Annotated in this window: 16 protein-coding genes; 4 read left to right on the forward strand and 12 right to left on the reverse strand. The window is 36.1% G+C overall.

Going from position 1 to position 17,844, the window contains the following annotated elements:
• Nucleotides 1–117: 117 nt before the first annotated feature.
• Nucleotides 118–1,107 (reverse strand): biotin synthase BioB, encoded by a 990-nt coding sequence (gene bioB, locus ACWA1F_RS21305; RefSeq protein ID WP_456896726.1) that lies wholly within the window; start codon nucleotides 1,105–1,107, stop codon nucleotides 118–120.
• A 406-nt stretch (nucleotides 1,108–1,513) separates the two neighbouring features.
• On the opposite strand from bioB, the gene ACWA1F_RS21310 reads away from it, so the two are divergent.
• From ACWA1F_RS21310 to ACWA1F_RS21325, 4 genes are all read left to right on the forward strand, one after another.
• Nucleotides 1,514–2,116 (forward strand): murein L,D-transpeptidase catalytic domain-containing protein, encoded by a 603-nt coding sequence (locus ACWA1F_RS21310; RefSeq protein ID WP_456896728.1) that lies wholly within the window; start codon nucleotides 1,514–1,516, stop codon nucleotides 2,114–2,116.
• Between the two features lie 261 nt (nucleotides 2,117–2,377).
• Complete coding sequence (locus ACWA1F_RS21315) at nucleotides 2,378–3,403, forward strand: NAD(P)-dependent alcohol dehydrogenase (RefSeq protein ID WP_456896730.1); 1,026 nt, start codon at nucleotides 2,378–2,380, stop codon at nucleotides 3,401–3,403.
• Nucleotides 3,404–3,813: 410 nt separating this feature from the next.
• The gene (locus ACWA1F_RS21320; protein WP_456896732.1) at nucleotides 3,814–4,320 is read left to right on the forward strand and encodes an ACT domain-containing protein; all 507 of its coding nucleotides are present in this window, start codon (nucleotides 3,814–3,816) and stop codon (nucleotides 4,318–4,320) included.
• A gap of 77 nt (nucleotides 4,321–4,397) precedes the next feature.
• On the forward strand, nucleotides 4,398–6,182 hold the full coding sequence (locus ACWA1F_RS21325; RefSeq protein WP_456896734.1) for a mechanosensitive ion channel family protein: 1,785 nt from the start codon (nucleotides 4,398–4,400) through the stop codon (nucleotides 6,180–6,182).
• A gap of 59 nt (nucleotides 6,183–6,241) precedes the next feature.
• Here the strand turns inward: ACWA1F_RS21325 and ACWA1F_RS21330 are convergent, their stop codons facing one another.
• From ACWA1F_RS21330 to ACWA1F_RS21380, 11 genes are all read right to left on the reverse strand, one after another.
• Entirely contained in the window at nucleotides 6,242–8,854 is a 2,613-nt protein-coding gene (locus ACWA1F_RS21330) for a beta-glucosidase (RefSeq protein WP_456896736.1), read from the reverse strand.
• 119 nt (nucleotides 8,855–8,973) lie between these two features.
• Nucleotides 8,974–10,332, reverse strand: a complete 1,359-nt coding sequence (locus tag ACWA1F_RS21335) for a hypothetical protein (protein ID WP_456896738.1) — start codon at nucleotides 10,330–10,332, stop codon at nucleotides 8,974–8,976.
• A gap of 82 nt (nucleotides 10,333–10,414) precedes the next feature.
• Nucleotides 10,415–11,485: a response regulator transcription factor gene (locus tag ACWA1F_RS21340; RefSeq protein WP_456896740.1), complete on the reverse strand. Its 1,071-nt coding sequence runs from the start codon at nucleotides 11,483–11,485 to the stop codon at nucleotides 10,415–10,417.
• 139 nt (nucleotides 11,486–11,624) lie between these two features.
• Nucleotides 11,625–12,332 carry a DNA alkylation repair protein gene (locus ACWA1F_RS21345; RefSeq protein ID WP_456896742.1) on the reverse strand — a complete coding sequence of 236 codons (708 nt, stop codon included), beginning with the start codon at nucleotides 12,330–12,332 and terminating at the stop codon, nucleotides 11,625–11,627.
• 22 nt (nucleotides 12,333–12,354) lie between these two features.
• Nucleotides 12,355–12,852, reverse strand: coding sequence for a 4'-phosphopantetheinyl transferase family protein (locus ACWA1F_RS21350; protein ID WP_456896744.1), 498 nt, complete (start codon nucleotides 12,850–12,852; stop codon nucleotides 12,355–12,357).
• Nucleotides 12,849–13,103 carry an acyl carrier protein gene (locus ACWA1F_RS21355; protein WP_306156405.1) on the reverse strand — a complete coding sequence of 85 codons (255 nt, stop codon included), beginning with the start codon at nucleotides 13,101–13,103 and terminating at the stop codon, nucleotides 12,849–12,851. Before ACWA1F_RS21355 ends, ACWA1F_RS21350 begins: the two co-directional genes overlap by 4 nt.
• Nucleotide 13,104: 1 nt before the next feature.
• On the reverse strand, nucleotides 13,105–14,373 hold the full coding sequence (locus ACWA1F_RS21360) for a beta-ketoacyl-[acyl-carrier-protein] synthase family protein (RefSeq protein WP_456896746.1): 1,269 nt from the start codon (nucleotides 14,371–14,373) through the stop codon (nucleotides 13,105–13,107).
• Nucleotides 14,370–14,807, reverse strand: coding sequence for a 3-hydroxyacyl-ACP dehydratase FabZ family protein (locus ACWA1F_RS21365; RefSeq protein WP_456896748.1), 438 nt, complete (start codon nucleotides 14,805–14,807; stop codon nucleotides 14,370–14,372). Before ACWA1F_RS21365 ends, ACWA1F_RS21360 begins: the two co-directional genes overlap by 4 nt.
• A gap of 11 nt (nucleotides 14,808–14,818) precedes the next feature.
• Nucleotides 14,819–15,871: a type III polyketide synthase gene (locus ACWA1F_RS21370; protein WP_456896750.1), complete on the reverse strand. Its 1,053-nt coding sequence runs from the start codon at nucleotides 15,869–15,871 to the stop codon at nucleotides 14,819–14,821.
• Complete coding sequence (locus ACWA1F_RS21375) at nucleotides 15,868–16,581, reverse strand: methyltransferase domain-containing protein (RefSeq protein WP_456896752.1); 714 nt, start codon at nucleotides 16,579–16,581, stop codon at nucleotides 15,868–15,870. Before ACWA1F_RS21375 ends, ACWA1F_RS21370 begins: the two co-directional genes overlap by 4 nt.
• The gene (locus ACWA1F_RS21380; RefSeq protein ID WP_456896754.1) at nucleotides 16,582–17,709 is read right to left on the reverse strand and encodes an NAD(P)/FAD-dependent oxidoreductase; all 1,128 of its coding nucleotides are present in this window, start codon (nucleotides 17,707–17,709) and stop codon (nucleotides 16,582–16,584) included. It lies immediately after the preceding gene.
• Between the last annotated feature and the right edge of the window lie 135 nt (nucleotides 17,710–17,844).

Consider the following 17,844-nt stretch of genomic DNA (forward strand, 5'->3'; position numbering starts at 1 on the left):
TTCTCAAAAACAAAGACAGGAAGAGGAATGTTGTATTTTTTTGGCATTAAAAGAATGAAAAGCAAGAAGCTGTACAACTCTGTAGCTTCTTACTTTAGGCATAATAAATTTGACGCACTACACCACCGAACAAACACTTTTACTTTCCTTACTCAAAGGTTTCAATCCAAGATTTTGAAACATCTGCATATCTTCAGACAATCCTGGATTTGGTGTTACCAATAAAGTTTCGCGTTCACCTGTAAAGATAGAATTAGCGCCTGCCATAAAACACCAAGCTTGCTCTTCTTCCGTCATTTCGATACGTCCTGCACTTAAGCGGACAACAGCTGCAGGCATAACAATACGCGCGGTAGCAATCATTCGAACCATATCCCAAAGAGGCACTTTCGGATTGTTTTCTAATGGAGTTCCTTTTACTCTGGCCAACGCATTTACAGGAACAGATTCAGGATGAACAGGCATTGTGGCTAAGGTTAAAAGCATAGAAACACGATCGGCAGGAGTTTCTCCTAAACCAATGATTCCACCAGAACAGACAGTTATTCCCGCTTTTCTCACATTATTTATCGTATCTAGACGCTGATCAAACTTGCGTGTACTGATGATTTCATCGTAATAACTTTCAGAAGTGTCCAAATTATGATTATAAGCATATAAACCTGCTTCTTGTAAACGTATAGCTTGTTCTTCGGTCAGCATTCCTAAAGTGCAGCAGACTTCTAGTCCGAGGTCGTTTACTCCTTTTACCATTTCAATAACTCGATCAAAGTCTTTATTATTACGGACTTCGCGCCAAGCCGCAGCCATACAAAAACGGGAAGAACCTCCATCTTTGGCTTTTTGGGCGTGTTCGAGAACTGTTTCAGTTGGTAAAAGAGCCTGTACTTTAATATCGGTGTGATAACGCGCTGCCTGTCCGCAGTAAGAACAGTCTTCTGGACAACCTCCAGTTTTTACAGAAAGTAAGGTGCATACTTGTATTTCTGAAGGTTTGTGCCAGTTTCTGTGTACAGTCGCAGCCTGATAAACCAATTCTAAAAGAGGCTTATCATATATAGCCTGAATTTCTTCTTTGCTCCAGTCGTGTCTTATTTGTCCATTCATTTTTATCTGATATACTTTTATTTTTAGCCAAATGTATTGTTTTGCCGTATCACTAAAATGTACCAGTTTTTAGATTATGAGTGGTCCGGGTTGAAATTGAAGATTCAGTAGGAATTATTTCAAGAAGAACTGTCTTTTTAGATTAAACAGTTTCTGAAATATAAAATAAGATTATAAGTAGATGATTTTTAGGTAGCTATAGGCCGAACAAAAATTAACTTCTGCTTTAACGGATATTTCTGCACATTAACGTATTTTAATTAAATCTTAACGTTTAATGTTGTTATTTTCAGATATTTATAATATCTTTAACTTATGAGATGGGAATTGTATAATCTTTCTACATAATTTTGCAGCATTAGATTATCGAACCCCAAACTACGTTTAACCTAACTTTTTGCCTGATATGAGAATATTTTTAATGGCACTGCTTTTTTCTTTAAGTTCCTTTACTGCTGTAAATGTATGGGAAGAGAATGAAATTTTAAGCGAAGTTGAATTCGCAAGACTTACCGAGCATGTAAGTGAAATTAAGGCTTACACATCAACTAATCACAAGTACAGTAATAAAATTGCTTTTCTTGTTGATATGAAAATTAAATCAGGAAAAAATCGCTTTTTTGTTTACGATCTTGAAAACAATCAGATTCTAGATCAAGGATTGGTAGCGCACGGCTCTGGTTCTGAAACAGGAATAAAAGGAGATATCCTGCAATTCAGCAATACTCCAAATTCAAATTGCACTTCGCTAGGAAGATATTCAGTAGAAAAGCCATATAAAGGTGTTTTCGGAAAAGCTTTCAGATTGGCAGGACTAGATGAGAGTAACAACAATGCCATGAAACGTGCCATTGTATTGCACCATTACAAAGAAGTTCCGTCAGAAGAACAAGGTTATTATATCATCAACAGCCACGGCTGCCCGATGGTTAACGAAGCATTCTTCAAAAGACTTGAAAAATATATAGAAAGTTCAAATTCTAAAATCTTATTGTCTGTTTATTATTAAAAGATGGAGTAATAAGTTTGGAGTAAACTAAAATTCCATTAGAATTTTGAACAGTAAAAATAAATTTAAAAGAGAACTTAGGTTCTCTTTTTTTATGCCGATAAATTAAATTTTCTGCCGTTTAAAATTTTTGCCCTTTATCTCTAAGTTCCTATAAATGCTCAGTAAAAGCAATAAATTAGGATAAACTTAACTTGTGTGATAAACTAGATAGAAAATACAAGTTGTAAATTAGTAGAATAGTAATCAAAAGTTTATTTTATGAAAGCAGTACGTTTTTTTGGGCACAAAGATGTCCGCGTTGTTAATGATCTTGAAAGACCTGTTCCAAAAGGTGATGAAGTTTTATTAAAAATTGGCGGAGCTGGTGTTTGCCACTCAGACCTGCACATTATAGACGAGGGAACAGTTGTAGGAACCGTTTTTACTCTAGGACACGAAAATGCGGGATGGGTTGAAGAAATTGGTGAAAATGTGCAAGGTTATAAAAAAGGAGATGCCGTTTTGGTATACGGTCCGTGGGGTTGCGGACATTGTAAGCCCTGTCAGCAGTCAAAAGAAAATTATTGTGATCATCAGTCGGAGCAAGCTTACGGAGGCGGTTTAGGACTAGATGGCGGTATGGCAGAGTATATGTTGGTTCCGTCTTCGAGACTTTTAGTGCCTATTTTCGATTTAGATCCTATAATTGCAGCTCCATTAACAGATGCGGCACTTACACCATATTCTGCCATAAAACGTTCTCTTCCTAAATTGATGGCAGACGAGTTTGTTGTAGTCATTGGTGTTGGAGGTTTGGGTCACGTTGCACTTCAGATATTAAGAGAAATAAGCGGAGCAGCTATTATTGCCTGCGATGTTACCGAAGATAAATTAGCATTTGCAAAAGAATTAGGGGCCGAATTTACCATTAATTCTAAAGATGCCGATGCAGCAGAACAAATTCAGAAAATTACCGGAATCAAAAAAGCTAAAGTTGTTCTAGATTTTGTTGGAGCAACTTCTACCATAGATTTAGGAACAAAGGTTGTAAGCTTAGATGGAGATCTTACGATTGTTGGTCTTGGCGGCGGACATTATCAGTACAGTATGAATGTTTTGCCTTTCGGAGTCAGTATGACCAATCCGTATTGGGGATCAAGAACAGAACTGATGGAAGTTGTCGGTCTCGCTAGACAAAAGAAAATTCATATCGAAATAGAAAAACATAAACTTGACGATGCTAACGAAGTGTATGATCGAATGAGACAGGGAAAAATAAAAGGCAGAGCCGTTCTAGTACCTTAAAACTAAAAAAGAAAAGGAATCCGTCTCAGCAGAGGCGAATTTTTTAATTCTAAGAAATAAATACTATTTGCAGATTAAAAAATATCAATATATTTGCGCATCCAATCAAGCAAATGAAAAACACAATTAACATCGCTTCTATTATCATGATTATCATTCGATAATGATGGAGAGGTGTTATATAAATAAGTAAAAGATACAATTTAGAAAGCCTCCCATAATCGGGAGGCTTTTTTGTTTACAGCAATTATGAAAAAATCAGTTCAGAATAGCATTATTATTTCAATTATCATTATTCGCATTACATGACGAGTCAGGATTATATTGTCTATTCAAAAAAGCCTTTCTCAGTCCATGCGAAAGGCTTTTTTTATTTCCCTTCAAGCCAATAAAAAAAATAAAATCACAACATGAAAAACGAATTTACGCTTACCATTTATTCCGAAGATCAAATAAGATTAATCAATAAACTCAGCTCGATGTTTATACGAAAACAAGTAGCTATTTTGAGTCTTAATATGTCTATTTGTGAAATTGATCAAATGTACAGGCACACCATTGTAGTAAATGAAACATTAGATACCGTAATAAACTTAGCTGCACAGATTGAGAAAATTATAGAAGTTTTTAAATGCAGTTATTCTTCGAAAGATGAAATCGTTTACAGACAGACCGCATTATTTAAGATCTCGACTGCGGTATTTATGTCAGATCCACGAATGGAAAGTGTACTTCGTGAAAAAGATCTCACGGTTTCAGAAATTCAGAAAGAATACACCGTATTGCAAGCCACAGGAACAGATGAAGAGATCATCAGCTTGACTGAAAAATTAAAACAATTGAAGCTTATAGAATTTATAAAAAGCTCCAGAATTGCACTTACAAAATCTGAAGAAGGCTTTTGTGCAGAATTTTAGAAAAAAACCGAGTTTAAATCAGTTGTTTTCTGCTAGATTTCTTATTTTTAATAGTCTAAGTTACTAAAGCTAAAAATATGATTTTAGGTACTAAACGTTTATTGTCTTTTTTATTGCTGTTGTCGGCAGTACTGATAACGCCATTAAGAATGGAAGCGCAGCTTTTGGGTGCAGCCAAAACTACGGCCGAAGAACCAGCAAAAATTCCAGATGATTCATTAGGGAGAAGAACACCTCAAGGAACCGTAAACGGATTTATCAAAGCGATTGGCGATCAGAATTATCTGCGCGCCAGCCAGTATTTTATGCTTAGTAAACGTTCGTATCGCAAAACAGCCGAAAGGGTGCGAATTGCAAAAACTTTTCAGCAGCTTTTGGATCAGGGAGGAAATTTTTCGCCCTCATCTATTCTTAGCAATAAAGAATTAGGACGTATAGATGATAATCTGGCAACGGGAATCGATTTAGTCGGAAATATATCGACAGACAAAATAAACATACAGCTTTATCTGGAAAATCAGTCAGATGATAGTGAGCCGGCGCTATGGCTTTTTTCGGCAGAAACTATAGAAGCCATTCTTTCAGCAGATGTTAGCGGAGAAAAAACATTTTTGGATAGAGTATTGCCAAAAGTCTTAAAAGAAAAGAAATTTGGAAATGTTCCTATTGGACATTGGGGAGTAGTGGTGATAATGACGATTGTATCCTACCTGCTTTCCAGACTGCTTATATTCGTCTTTATATTTCTGCTTCAAAAAATATGGAAGAAAGCAGACAGCGAGAAAGGTAATGCTATAATCGAGGCTTTTACGCTGCCGGTGCAAATGTATCTCACAGTAATTTTATTTGTGGCAACGACACAGCGCATGGGAATTTCGATAATTGTGCGCCAGCGATTTAGCATCATCATAATTACAATCGGAATCTTAGCTTTTTTAATACTGCTTTGGAGAATGACCGATTTTGTGAGCATGTTTACCCGCAGCAGAATGAATAGGCGAGGTCGTGCTTCTGCCGTATCTGCGGTTTTGTTTTTAAGTCGCACCATGAAAGCAGCGATTGTAGTTATCGGAATTATTGCCATATTAGGAATAATTGGAGTTGATGTAACAGCCGGACTTGCCGCGCTGGGAATAGGGGGGATTGCATTGGCTCTTGGAGCACAAAAAACAATAGAAAATTTTGTAGGTAGTGTCAGCCTTATTGCCGATCAGCCCTTACGCGTTGGCGATTATTGTCGTGTTGATGATATTAAAGGAACCGTAGAATCTATCGGAATGCGTTCTACGACACTTCGTACGGCAGCCCGAAGTATTGTTACGATTCCGAATGGACAGCTTTCGGCTAGTAAAATAGAAAATTATGCCCATCGCGATCGATTTATATTTAATCCGATTTTTGGTTTTAGAATGGAAACTACTCCAGATCAAATGCGTTATCTGCTTGTCGAATTAAGATCTTTGCTCTACGCACATCCCGGAGTAATCAATACGCCTCCAATAGTCCGTTTTACGGGCATTACAGCCGATGCTTTAAAAGTTGAAATTACATCATACATCGAAGCGGTTAATTTTGAAACCTCACAAGAAGTTCAGGAAGATCTTTTATTGCGAATGATGGACATTATAGAAAAAAGTGGTACTTCTTTGGCTTATCCATCGCAGACATTATATATGGCGAGAGATACTCCTTTTTCAACTGAAAAAGCAGAGGAAGTTGCAGAAACAGTTAAAAAGTGGAAGGAAAATAATGAATTGCAACTTCCTAAATTTGATCCGAAAAGGGTAGAGAACTTAAAGGGAAGCATTAAATATCCAGACGATGGAAGTTTTAATCCTGATACGGATATGACTATAATTTAATAAAAAATAGGCTGTTCAAAAGACAGCCTATTTTTTTATTGTAATTTATAATTTCAGAACTATTTCTCTAGAGTTATAGTTTTACCTGTAAAGTTTATTCTGCCGCTTTGAACATCTTTAGAACCATCAGGCTGTTTTCCTCCAACGTAAATCGTAAACCAGCCTGGTTCTACCACACGTTGTTTTTTCTTATTGATAATAGAAAGCTGTCTTGGCGTGATAGTAAAATTGATCGTTTTGGTTTCTCCTTTTTTAAGATGAATGCGCTCAAAACCTTCCAATTGCAAAATCGAACGTGGAGTAGAGGCTTTTTCATCTTTCAGATACAGTTCAGCTACTTCGTCGCCTTCGCGTTCTCCAGTATTCGTTACATCAACAGATACTTTAAAATCATTTTCGGAATTTAACTCTTTTGGAAGCTGTAAATTAGAATAGTTGAAATTGGTATAGCTCAAACCAAATCCGAAAGGATATAAAGGCGTTTTATGAAAGTAACGATACGTTCTGCCTTCCATATCATAATTTTCAAATTTAGGCAATTGGTCAACCGATTTATAATACGTAACAGGAAGTCTTCCCGCTGGATTATAATCTCCAAAAAGAACATCTGCAATAGCATTTCCGCCTTGCTGTCCAGGATATCCAGCCGTTAAAATTGCGGGAATATTGTCATTTGCCCAATTGATAGAAAGCGCGCTTCCGTTTATTAAAACCAAAATTACAGGTTTTCCAGTAGCTTTAACGGCTTTCATTAATTCTTCCTGATTTGCTGGCAGATCCAAACTTGTTCGGTCACCGCCATTAAAACCATCTGCTTCAACTTTCATTTCTTCTCCTTCTAAACGCTCATTCAATCCTAAAACTAAAATTACAGCGTCGGCTTGATTGGCAGTCTGAACTGCTTCTTGCACTAAATTTTCTTCTGGTTCTGCCCAAAACAGTTTTGCAATGGCGTCTCCGTAGTAATTCTGATACTTGATTTCTATTTTATATTTCTTTCCTGCTTCCAAATTAATTTTTTGCGGACGAAAACGTGGGTGATGATCGTTTTTTCCGCCTTCAGCTTTTCCGCCTTCAATTTGAACAGTCATAAAAGGTTTCGACCATTCCGAAATAGTATAAATTCCCGTTTTAGGAACCGAAAGATAACCCGTCCACTTTACGCTGTAATGCCCCATTTTTAATCGAGGATCTGGCGTGTTAATATCCCATTCAAAATCGATATTATCATCTATTTGCGTAAATAACGGTTTTCCTTTCCATTCTAAATTATTAAAGTATTCTCCAACTAAACCTTGAGTTCCGTTTTCGTTTTGGAAATATATGGAAGGAATGATTTTCATTGCCTCAACTCCTTTGGCTAAGTCTGTTCCTTTTGCATATAAAACTTTAGCATTTGGCTCCAATTTGTTTTGAATTCCTTTTAAAACCGTAACCGGATTGCTCGGAACTCCGCTGTAATTTCCCCATAAAGACTGAATATCATTTGCATTTGGTCCAATTACGGCAATTGTTTTAATGTTTTTAGAAAGTGGCAGCATATTATTTTGGTTCTTCAAAAGCACAATACTTTTTTGAGAAGCTATTCTAGCAAGATAATCGTGCGCTGCATTGTTATTATCAGAATACGGAATTTGAGCATAAGGAACAATATCGTCTGGATCAAACATTCCCAATTTGAAACGAGCGGTATATAAACGTTTAACAGCAATATCAATGTCAGCTTCAGTAATTAATTTGGAATCTACGGCCTCTTTTAAAGATTTAAAACTGCTTCCACATTCTAAATCTAACCCGTTTTTTACCGCTAGAGCCGAAGCACTTGCAGCATCAGTTGTTATTTTATGGTATTTCCAAATATCCGTTACAGCGCCACAATCGGATACTATATAACCTTTAAAATCCCAGTCCTTTCTAAGGATATTAAACAAAAACGGACTCGCACTGGCAGATTCTCCACGAAAACGGTTGTAAGCGCCCATTATGGAGTAAACATGCCCTTCTTTTACCAAAGTTCTAAAAGCAGGCAGATAGGTTTCGTAAAGATCAATATCGCTTGTATTGGCGTCAAAATAATGGCGTGATGGTTCTGGCCCAGAGTGTACGGCATAATGTTTGGCAGTAGCGACGACTTTTAAATATTTATCATTTGTGCCTTGAAGTCCGTTTACATAATTGAGTCCCAACTGGCCCGTTAAAAACGGATCTTCGCCATAGGTTTCATGTCCGCGACCCCAGCGTGGATCGCGAAAGATATTGACGTTTGGCGACCAAAATGTCAATCCTTGATAAATGCCATGCTGTCCTCTTCTCAAATACTCATGATGTTTGGCACGGGCTTCATCAGAAATGGCAGTGGCGACATCCAAAATTAATTGACGATCCCAAGAAGAAGCAATAGAAATAGATTGCGGAAAAACAGTGGCAAATCCCGCACGAGCAACGCCATGCAGCGATTCGTTCCACCAATTGTACTCAGGAATTCCTAAGCGGTCAATTGCTGGAGCAGAATCCATTAATTGATTTATTTTTTCGTCTAATGACATTCTAGATACTAAGTCATTAACACGCTGTTCTGTAGGTAGATTGGGGTTTTTGTACGGAAAATTTTCTTGCGCAAAGGTGGTTAAAGCAAAAAAATGTAACGCAACAACTATGGATCTTTTTTTCATAGGTTTTGGCTGGTTGGATTTGATTTAGTAAGTATTAAATATACTTAAAATCTATTTATAGCCAACTTATAAAAATATAAATAATTTTCTCGAAGAGTTTTAGAATCCCCAAAACCTCTTTAATGTTCTTCGGGTTCTCTCACAATTTCCATATTCCCATCATTTTGCTTTACCGCTTTCCAATCGGGATTCAATTCTATTTCGTAAAATTCGCTTATAATTTTTCTGCCCTCAATTTTAGAAGGAAGCGGAAAAACAAAATATGTTTTTCCCTCTTTTTCATAACTTAGAATTCCAGCTTTGCCCAATTGGTTTTTTCCTTCAATTGTGCCAAAATTCCCAAAGTTTTTTCCCGATTTATCACGACCTTTTATACTAGAATACACAATTCCTTTATCGTTTAAAGTTAAAGTGCCATTCATATTAAAAGTGCGTCCGTAATGTTCAATGTCAGTAATGGCGACTTTCAAGGTTGGTTTATTAAACAGTAAATCGGCGTAATAGTCAATTAGTTTCTTTTGTTCTTTTTCTCGCGCAATTTCCTGTCTGTTTATTTCCTCAAAATTGTTTCTGAGTTTAGTAGATTTTAAAGTCTTTTTATTGACATTTAATGCCGATTTAAGAACCATATTTTCGTAAATGTCGGCAAAATTATAAATTTTGTCTAAGCCATTTTTCCAAGGAATATTTAAGTAATCAAAAATTAATCCGTAGGCTGGGCCAGTGGCGTAGGGGAAAGGTCTGGTATATGTTTTGGCCTCTTCACGATCATTAATTTCCTCGATTGCCTTTTCGTATTTATTAGAATAAGAAGATAAAGCGAAACCAGTGTAATTGGCTAACCCTTCTAAGGTTTCTATTTCCAATTCGTCGTTAAGGCATTTTGCATATTGCTTTTGTCTTTCTTTTCTAAAAATAACGGCATCTTTCAGATGGTTTTTGACTTCAACGTTTTTTCTTTTTTCGCTAATAGCCTTCAAAGCATTTTTTAATGCCTGATATTCTAATCGCAATAAAATACGGGCATTAGTTTCGTCCAAATATTCAATCGGATTTCCTTTAAATTTTCGAGATTTCATCTGCAGTAAATGAAACAATTCATGAATAACTGTAGCGCTTTTATCATCCAGATAGTTATTCAAAACTGTAGCATATTCTTTTCCTTCATATTTTTGAGTGGTATTGACAAAAACCAGAGAATTGCGTTCCATTGTTTTATAATGTAAAGTATCATTATCGGTTTTACTGTTTGGTAAGTTTGCCAAACTGTAAATAGAAGAATCAAAATCGATTACAATAATACTGTCATTCCAAATTGGTTTTCCCCAAAGTTTTCCATTATCTTTTTCTAAGAGGACTTTGGCTTCCAGAAGTTTTGTTTGAATGTTTTGCCTTTTTGCTAAAGCTTTTTCTGTTTCTTGTGCTGTGGCAAATTGTAAAAGCATCGTGAAGATTAGCAATAAAAAATTCTTTTTCATTTTCGATTGATGTTTAAGATTTCGAAAACAAAATTAGAATTGCCAGTATTGAAAATGAGTTACTAAAGGGCTGAAATTAGGACTAATCCCTAGGATGATTTTTTAATTTCTCTGCCAATTCATGCCGATTTGCCACATCCAATTTGGCGTAAAGATTTCGGATGTGCGTTTTTACCGTGCTCAAAGAAATAAAAAGCGCATTAGCAATTTCTTTATTGGTCTTATCTGCCAAGATCAATCTGGTGATTTTCTCTTCTTGATTTGTCAAGCTTAAGTTTGAAAAATCTACATGGTTTTCTTTTGGTTTCAGCAGTTTCAATTTTCTGAATTGAAAAACAGCAACAATAATCAAAATGAAGACTAAAAAGCCTAAGAAATAATTTAGTTTTTTATTGAAGGCATACTCTTGCTGTAAAATGACATTCGATATTTTTGAGATTTCATCTTGATATTGAAGATAATAAGAAGTTTCGCCGTAATAGTCTTTTAGCGAATTTGATATCGTTTCGTAAAACTCCAGATTTTTTTCAAAATCAGTTTTAACATCAAAATCACTTTTTTTAATATCCCAAAAAGCTAAAAGTTTCAGAAGCGGATGCTTTATATTCTTTTCGCTATACGATTTCACTTTTTCGGCAAAATCATTTATAGCCTGCTGCTGTGCTTCTTTGTTTTTGATTTGAGAATTGTTTTTCTCCAATTGTTCTTCAAAAGATTTTAGCTTTTTCCATTCATTATCAATCAAATTGCTGTTTTTTGACAGACTAAACCAATTATTTCCCGATTTTGAAAAGTAAATAGTATCTCGGTTAGAGAAAATAAAATTATGATAATTGCTTTTCTCATTATCCTGAACCAATTGAAGTCCTTTATTGGTATTTATGTTGGAATGAATGCGATAGAGTTTGTCTTTTTCTGATAACAATTGCCCTTTAAACTCAAAATAACCCGAACTGTCCGTTTGGGTCGAAAAAAGAATCTGATTTTCAGTAATCATTGTTTCTTCGTCATATTTCAGTAGACTCAAATAAACCGTTTTGTTTTGCTGCTCTGCGTCAATATATCCCGAAATTTTATACTGCCCGTAACAAAACGGAATTGAAAAACCGATAAGGATTACACACAAAAAAAGAGTCGTTTTTATTTGATGCATTTTATTTTTATATAATTATAGAAACTGATAAAGTGTAATTAATTGTAGTTTAATGTTTTATAAATAACTAAAATAAAGAAAAAACGCATTCGAATAAAAATAAGTAACTGAATTTTGCAGAGCTGAAGAAATAGGGATACTACTTCTTCATCGCTTCGGCTCGCATATTGGGTGGCATTTTCTCGATAGCATATCGAAGTGCGGTTCTTGGCATGGTCGCTTTATTTTTGATTACAAAATCGAACACTTCTTTTTGATTTGCTTCACTTGCCGCTTTAAGCATCCAGCCATAACCTTTTTGAACCAAATCATCTTTATCGTGAAGTAGGATTGTGGCTATTTCAAAAATCTCTTCTAAAAATAGTCCTCTGCGGGCGGGAATAATCAAGGTTACAGCAGCGGCACGACGCGTCCAACGGTTAGATGAAAGTGCCCATTTTTTCAGTTTCGCAATGTGTGCAGGATACATTTGGAGAAAATCGCCAATAGTATGATTACACAGCGTATCGCACGAAGCCCAATTGTTTACATCTTTTTTTACCCATTTTTCAAAAGTATCAAAATCTGAAGGCTCGTACTGTTTACGTAATGCATACGATAAATTGCACGCGATAATAGATTCTTCTAAATTGCCAGATTGCCAAAGAATTTCACACAAATCAAAAATTTCTTGTTTCGGTTTGCCTTTTATGTCACTTAAAATTTCTTTACTGATTTGATGTACAACTGGAATTTTAACTCCATACGAATTAATTTCTTCTTTAAAGAAATGCTGAGAGCCGTTTTTTGTTTTTTCATCAACACTGTCTTTGAGCGTTTGACGAATATCATCGATAATTGTTTTCATATTCAAAGCTAGAAATAAATTTTCATTGTTGAATCATTACCCATTTTTCAAATCTTCCGTGATGGCTGATTGAAATATCCTGAAGCGAATTTGAAGTTTTTGAATACGGAATACCATTTTCGTCTTTTATAATTTCGACGTTTTCAACTTCAATCACATGATTTAAGTTTTCGGGATTGTTTACAGCAATGGTATGAATACTTTCAGGAGAAATTGTGGTTTTGGTATAATAAACATTTTCATTGCAAATTACTTTTCCGAATGCTTGATTAAGATTGAAAGAATCTAAAGAACAGCAAAGCTTCTTCGGACTGAATTCACGTATTTTGGTTTGACGGTTATAGATTTTATACGCCGCTTCCTTCATGCTCCATAAAAGCCAAACCATTATTTCTGGTTCAGAATAACCTTTTACAAACGCTTGCTCTTCGGCTGTAAAAAGCTTTTCTAAAAAACCTTTGCGCTGCCAGTTGCTTTCTATACGTGACTGCGCAAGATCTACAATGTCATTGCCAATCATTTTTCGGCTAGTTTGGTTTCGATGATTTCAACTGCGGTTTTTACGTCAAGCATTCGTTCCATGTCGGCATTGTCGATCACGATATCAAAATTTTCTTCGATATCCAGTACAATATCAACCAGATTAGCCGAATTGATATTCAGGTCTTTAATAAAATCGGTTTCTTCTGTAAGATTGTCAAACGCTTCTGTGTTTGTTGTAAAAGGCTTTATAATTCCTTTTAATTTTTCGATAAGTTCGGTTTTGTTCATATTAGTTTTCAAATTTTTTAAAGATTATGCATGCGTTCACATCGCCAAAACCAAAACTGGCTTTAGCAATTATATTGGGATTCGTTTTAATTGTTTCTAAAAGCATTTTCGAAGGATCAATAAGAGAAGCGATTTCAGGATGAAGATCGGAGCAATTTTTATTTCCAAACAAAAATCCTTCATGAAGTTGCAGTATAGCAGCAACACTTTCAATACTTCCAGAAGCGCTTAAACAATGACCTGTCAAGCTTTTCAGCGAATTAATGTACGGAAAATCAGAACCACTTCTTTCTAAAGCTTTGGTCCAATTTTCAATTTCCAAACTGTCTTTTGTAGTCGCGGTCAAATGTCCGTTTATGGCATCAATTTCATTTGGGTTTATTCCTGCATTTTCGACTGCACTTTTAATACATCTTTGCACAGCAGTACTGTTTGGAGCCGTCATAGTGCCGCCATCGCGCTGTCCGCCAGAATTGATATTTCCGCCTAAAATTTCAGCATAAATAATGGCATTACGTTCTAGAGCGCTTTCCAAATCTTCAACCACAAAAGCTCCGGCACCGCTTCCGGGAACAAATCCTGAAGCCGAAGCACTCATGGGTCTTGAGCCTTCTTCGGGATTGTCGTTAAATTTAGAAGAGCAGACACGAAGCGCATCAAATCCTGCCCAGATATAAGGCCCGCTATCTGAAGTGCTTCCTGCTAAAATCCGTTTGGCTTGTCCAGATTGTATTCGGTCATACGCCATCAAAATCGCTTCTGCGCCCGTAATACAAGCCGAAGAATTGGTAGTAACTTGATTTCCCAATCCGATTTTGCCGCCCAGATAAGCGCTGACACCGCTGTTCATGGTTTGAGCAACGACGGTGCTTCCTAATTTGCGGGTTTGCAATTCGTCAATTTTATAAATGCTTTCGCGAAATTTATCTATGCCAGAGGTTCCCGCTCCAAAAATGCATCCGCTGTCCCAATCTGGAGTTTCGTTTAGTGGCAATCCTGCATGGTTCCAAGCTTCCATACCTGCCATAACGCCGTACAAAATTCCCGTGCTATTAAATCCGCGAAGTTCGAGTTCGGTAAAATATTGCGCTTTTAATTCTTCTGAAATTTGTGGCTGACCTGCAATCTGACAGGAAAATTGCAATTCTTCGAGCTGAGCATCATGACGAATGCCCGAAATGCCGTTTTTTATCGCTTCTGTAAATGCGGAAATGCCTACACCATTTGGCGCAGCAACTCCAAGACCTGTTATTACGATTCGCTTTTTCATAATCTTTTTGTTATCATTCCAGCCAGAATTCCGCGACAAACTTCTTGTCCAGCCTCATTTTTCATTACGGCGTTACACTTTAATTTTCCAAAACGAAAAAACAATTTTTCAGAAGTTACGGTTACTTTTTCGTTTGGATAAACGGGTTTTAAAAACTCCATTTCAGCCGAAGTAAAAGCAATTACGGTATTTTCGCCCAATTCATTTCCTAACAGAAATATTCCCAAACAAACCATTCCAATCTGAGCCATGGTTTCGGTTAAAATAACGCCCGGAGTAACTGGATTATCTTTAAAATGCCCTTTATAAAAGTCTAAATTTTCGTTGAAAGTATACGTTCCCGTCACGCCATTTTCATCTGCATGAAGCAATTCGTCTACAAATAGAAAAGGCTCACTGTACGGAAGCTGTTTGATGATTTCATTTAATTCCATAAGCTTTCAAATTACCATTGCAATAAAACTCTTTGTGCCGAAAAACCCGGACCAAAACTCAGCATTAAACCTTTTTCTCCTTTTTTCGGATTTCGGTTCATAATGTTTTCTAAAACGTACAAAACAGTTGCACTCGACATATTTCCATATTGTTTCAGCACTTCTTTTGTATCGTCGATATTTTTATGTAATCCTGCGAAAAGTTCTTCGACAGTAGTTACAATTTTTTTTCCGCCGGGATGAAAAATCATGTGGTCAATATCTTTGATTTCTAGATTATTTTGTTTTAAAAACGGATGAATAATATCGCCAAAATGAGAGGCAATTGTATCTGGAACTTCAATATCGAGAACCATCTGCAAGCCGCCGTTGGTTAGTTTGAAACCCATCATGTGTTCGGCATCATAAAAATGATACATCTGTTCGTCCAGAATTTCGGGACCATTATCACTTTCGCTTGACGACAATAAACAACAGGCAGCTCCATCTCCAAAAATAGCGGCACTGACAATGTTCGGCATCGAAAAATCATTCAACTGAAAAGTGGCTGTTGGCGATTCTACCGCAATTACCGCGGCGCGTTTCCCAGGATTCGATTTTAGAAAATTCTTCGCATAAATAATTCCTGATATTCCTGCAGCACAGCCCATTTCGGTTACGGGAAGGCGAACGATATCTTGTCTTAATTTCATTTTATTGATAAGATACGCATCGAGCGACGGAATCATAATTCCGGTACAGCTTACCGTAATAATGTAATCTAAGCTCTGCGGATCCCAATCTGCTTTTTGGAGCGCTTTTTCTAAAACTTTTTCTCCGAGAACAATCATTTCGCGACTGTAAATGTCATTTTTTTCTTCGAATGAAGTGGCTGTAAAAACCTCTGTAGGCTCCATAATAGAATACCGTTTATCTACAGAAGCGCCTTCAAATATCTTTTTTACTTTTTTGACAAAACGTTCTTCCTGACCTTCAAGCCAAACTTCTACTAGCGGAAGGATTTCTTCGGTCGTACGGGAATATTGCGGAAGCTGCTTTACAGCTGTAACTATCTTTACACTCATATTTTTGTAATTATCCATTGGTAACGGAAAGCCCATTTCCAGTTGATGGAATAGTTTTTTAAATTTAATTTTTTAGAAAAATGTTCTAATTCTTTCTTTTTGAATCCTTTTAAAATAGAAATCAAACCATCGTTGCGAGACATTGTATTAAGGTTGAAAACCACACCAATTAGCTGAAATAATCTATACGCGACTTTGCTGCGATGCAAATCATTCACAACAATTCCGATCGAAGCATTATCGTTTAATGTTTCCATCAGATCGTTTATCTGATTTGTGGTAAAATGATGCAAGGTCAGCGTGCATAACACAATATCGTATTTTAGCGATTTAAAATCTTCACTAAAAACATCCAGACATTTATATTCGATATTTGGAAAATCTGCTGAAAGTTTCTGGGCATAATCAATCGTAAAAGCGTTGGCATCTATTCCGATTAATTGAAATTTTAGATTATGTTTTTTTCCATATTTGGCAAGCATTCGCAGCATATCTCCATTTCCGCAACCAATGTCGGCAATGGTAATCGTTTTAGAAGTATCGGTCTTTTTTAAAAGTTCTTTTATGCCGTGAAGCGTCAGTTTGTTTCCGCCAAGCAATTGATTGATAGCAGCAATCTGATCTAGCGCACCGATAAGTTCTTCGCTTTGAAGCGAAAAATCATCCATCATTTCGATTTCTTCTGTTCTATATTTGGTATTTACACTCATTTATTCACTAGTTATGGGACGACCGTGCGTTTGTTTTATAATAACCGAAAGTAATGACGGCATCGATGCAGCGATGGTAGTCAAGGCATGAGTAAGGTTTTTATGTGTTAGCGCTTTGGCCAGTATTCGTCCGAAGAATAATCTTTTTCCGAAATGTTTTTTCCATTCTTTGCGGTATTTTTTTTCGAATTCATTTCTGGATTCGATCTTTCCATAATAAAAGTCCAAAACTAATTCTGAAGCTATTTTTGCACTGTGAATCGCCATTGCCATTCCGTTGCCGCACATCGGGTGAATTAATCCAGCGGTATCGCCAATCATAAGAATATGATTTTCTACAGGTTTTTTTTTATCAAACGAAATCTGACTGATCGTTAAAGGTTTTTCGAATAGGGAAGTGCTGTTCTCCAAAACAGCTTTCAGTTTTTTATTTTTATAAAGAACTGCTTTCTGATATTCTTCGATGTTTTTATACTTTTTAAAAGTTTCAAAATCGGCCAGATAGCAAATGTTTATAATGTTTTTTTCGACTTTTGAAACCCCGCAATAACCGCCTTGAAAATTGTATAAAGCGACAAGACTTTCGTCAAAGTTTCCAGAGTAATGACTTTTTACAGCCAGCCACGGAGATTTTTTAGAAATAAAATCTCTAGAAAGGATTTGGTCAATATTGGATCTTTTGCCAAAAGCGCCCAAAACTATTTTTGCATTGAGCATTTGTTCAGAGGTGGTTACCGTAAAAATGTCGTTTTGAAAAGAAACATTGGTCACCGTTTCTGTAATAACGGTACAGCCATTTTCTATTGCTTTTTGAAATAAAAAATGATCCAATTCGTAACGGCTGATTCCGAAACCGCCTAACGGAAGTTTGGTTTTTGCTGTTTTACCATTTTGCGCTGTAAATTCAAAGTTTGAAATGGCTGTTGGATGAAGTTTTGAAACGTCTATGTCCAGCCAGAATAAGTAGGGAAGAATTTCATTTGAGATGTATTCTCCGCAGACTTTGTGTTTTGGAAAAGTATTTTTTTCAATAAGAATAACCTTCAATCCTTTTTTGGATAAGTGTAAAGCGCCCGCCAGACCAGCAAGCCCGCCTCCAATAATAAGTACATCAGGATTTGTTCTCATACTACCAATTTAACTATAAATTTTGATATGGATTTATTAAATTCTATAAGAAATTAACAAAATATCAACGTGGGGAAGTATGTTATAAGTTATGAATGATGAATTATGAATTATGAATTATGAATTATGAATAAA

It is taken from the genome of Flavobacterium erigeronis, assembly GCF_054075165.1.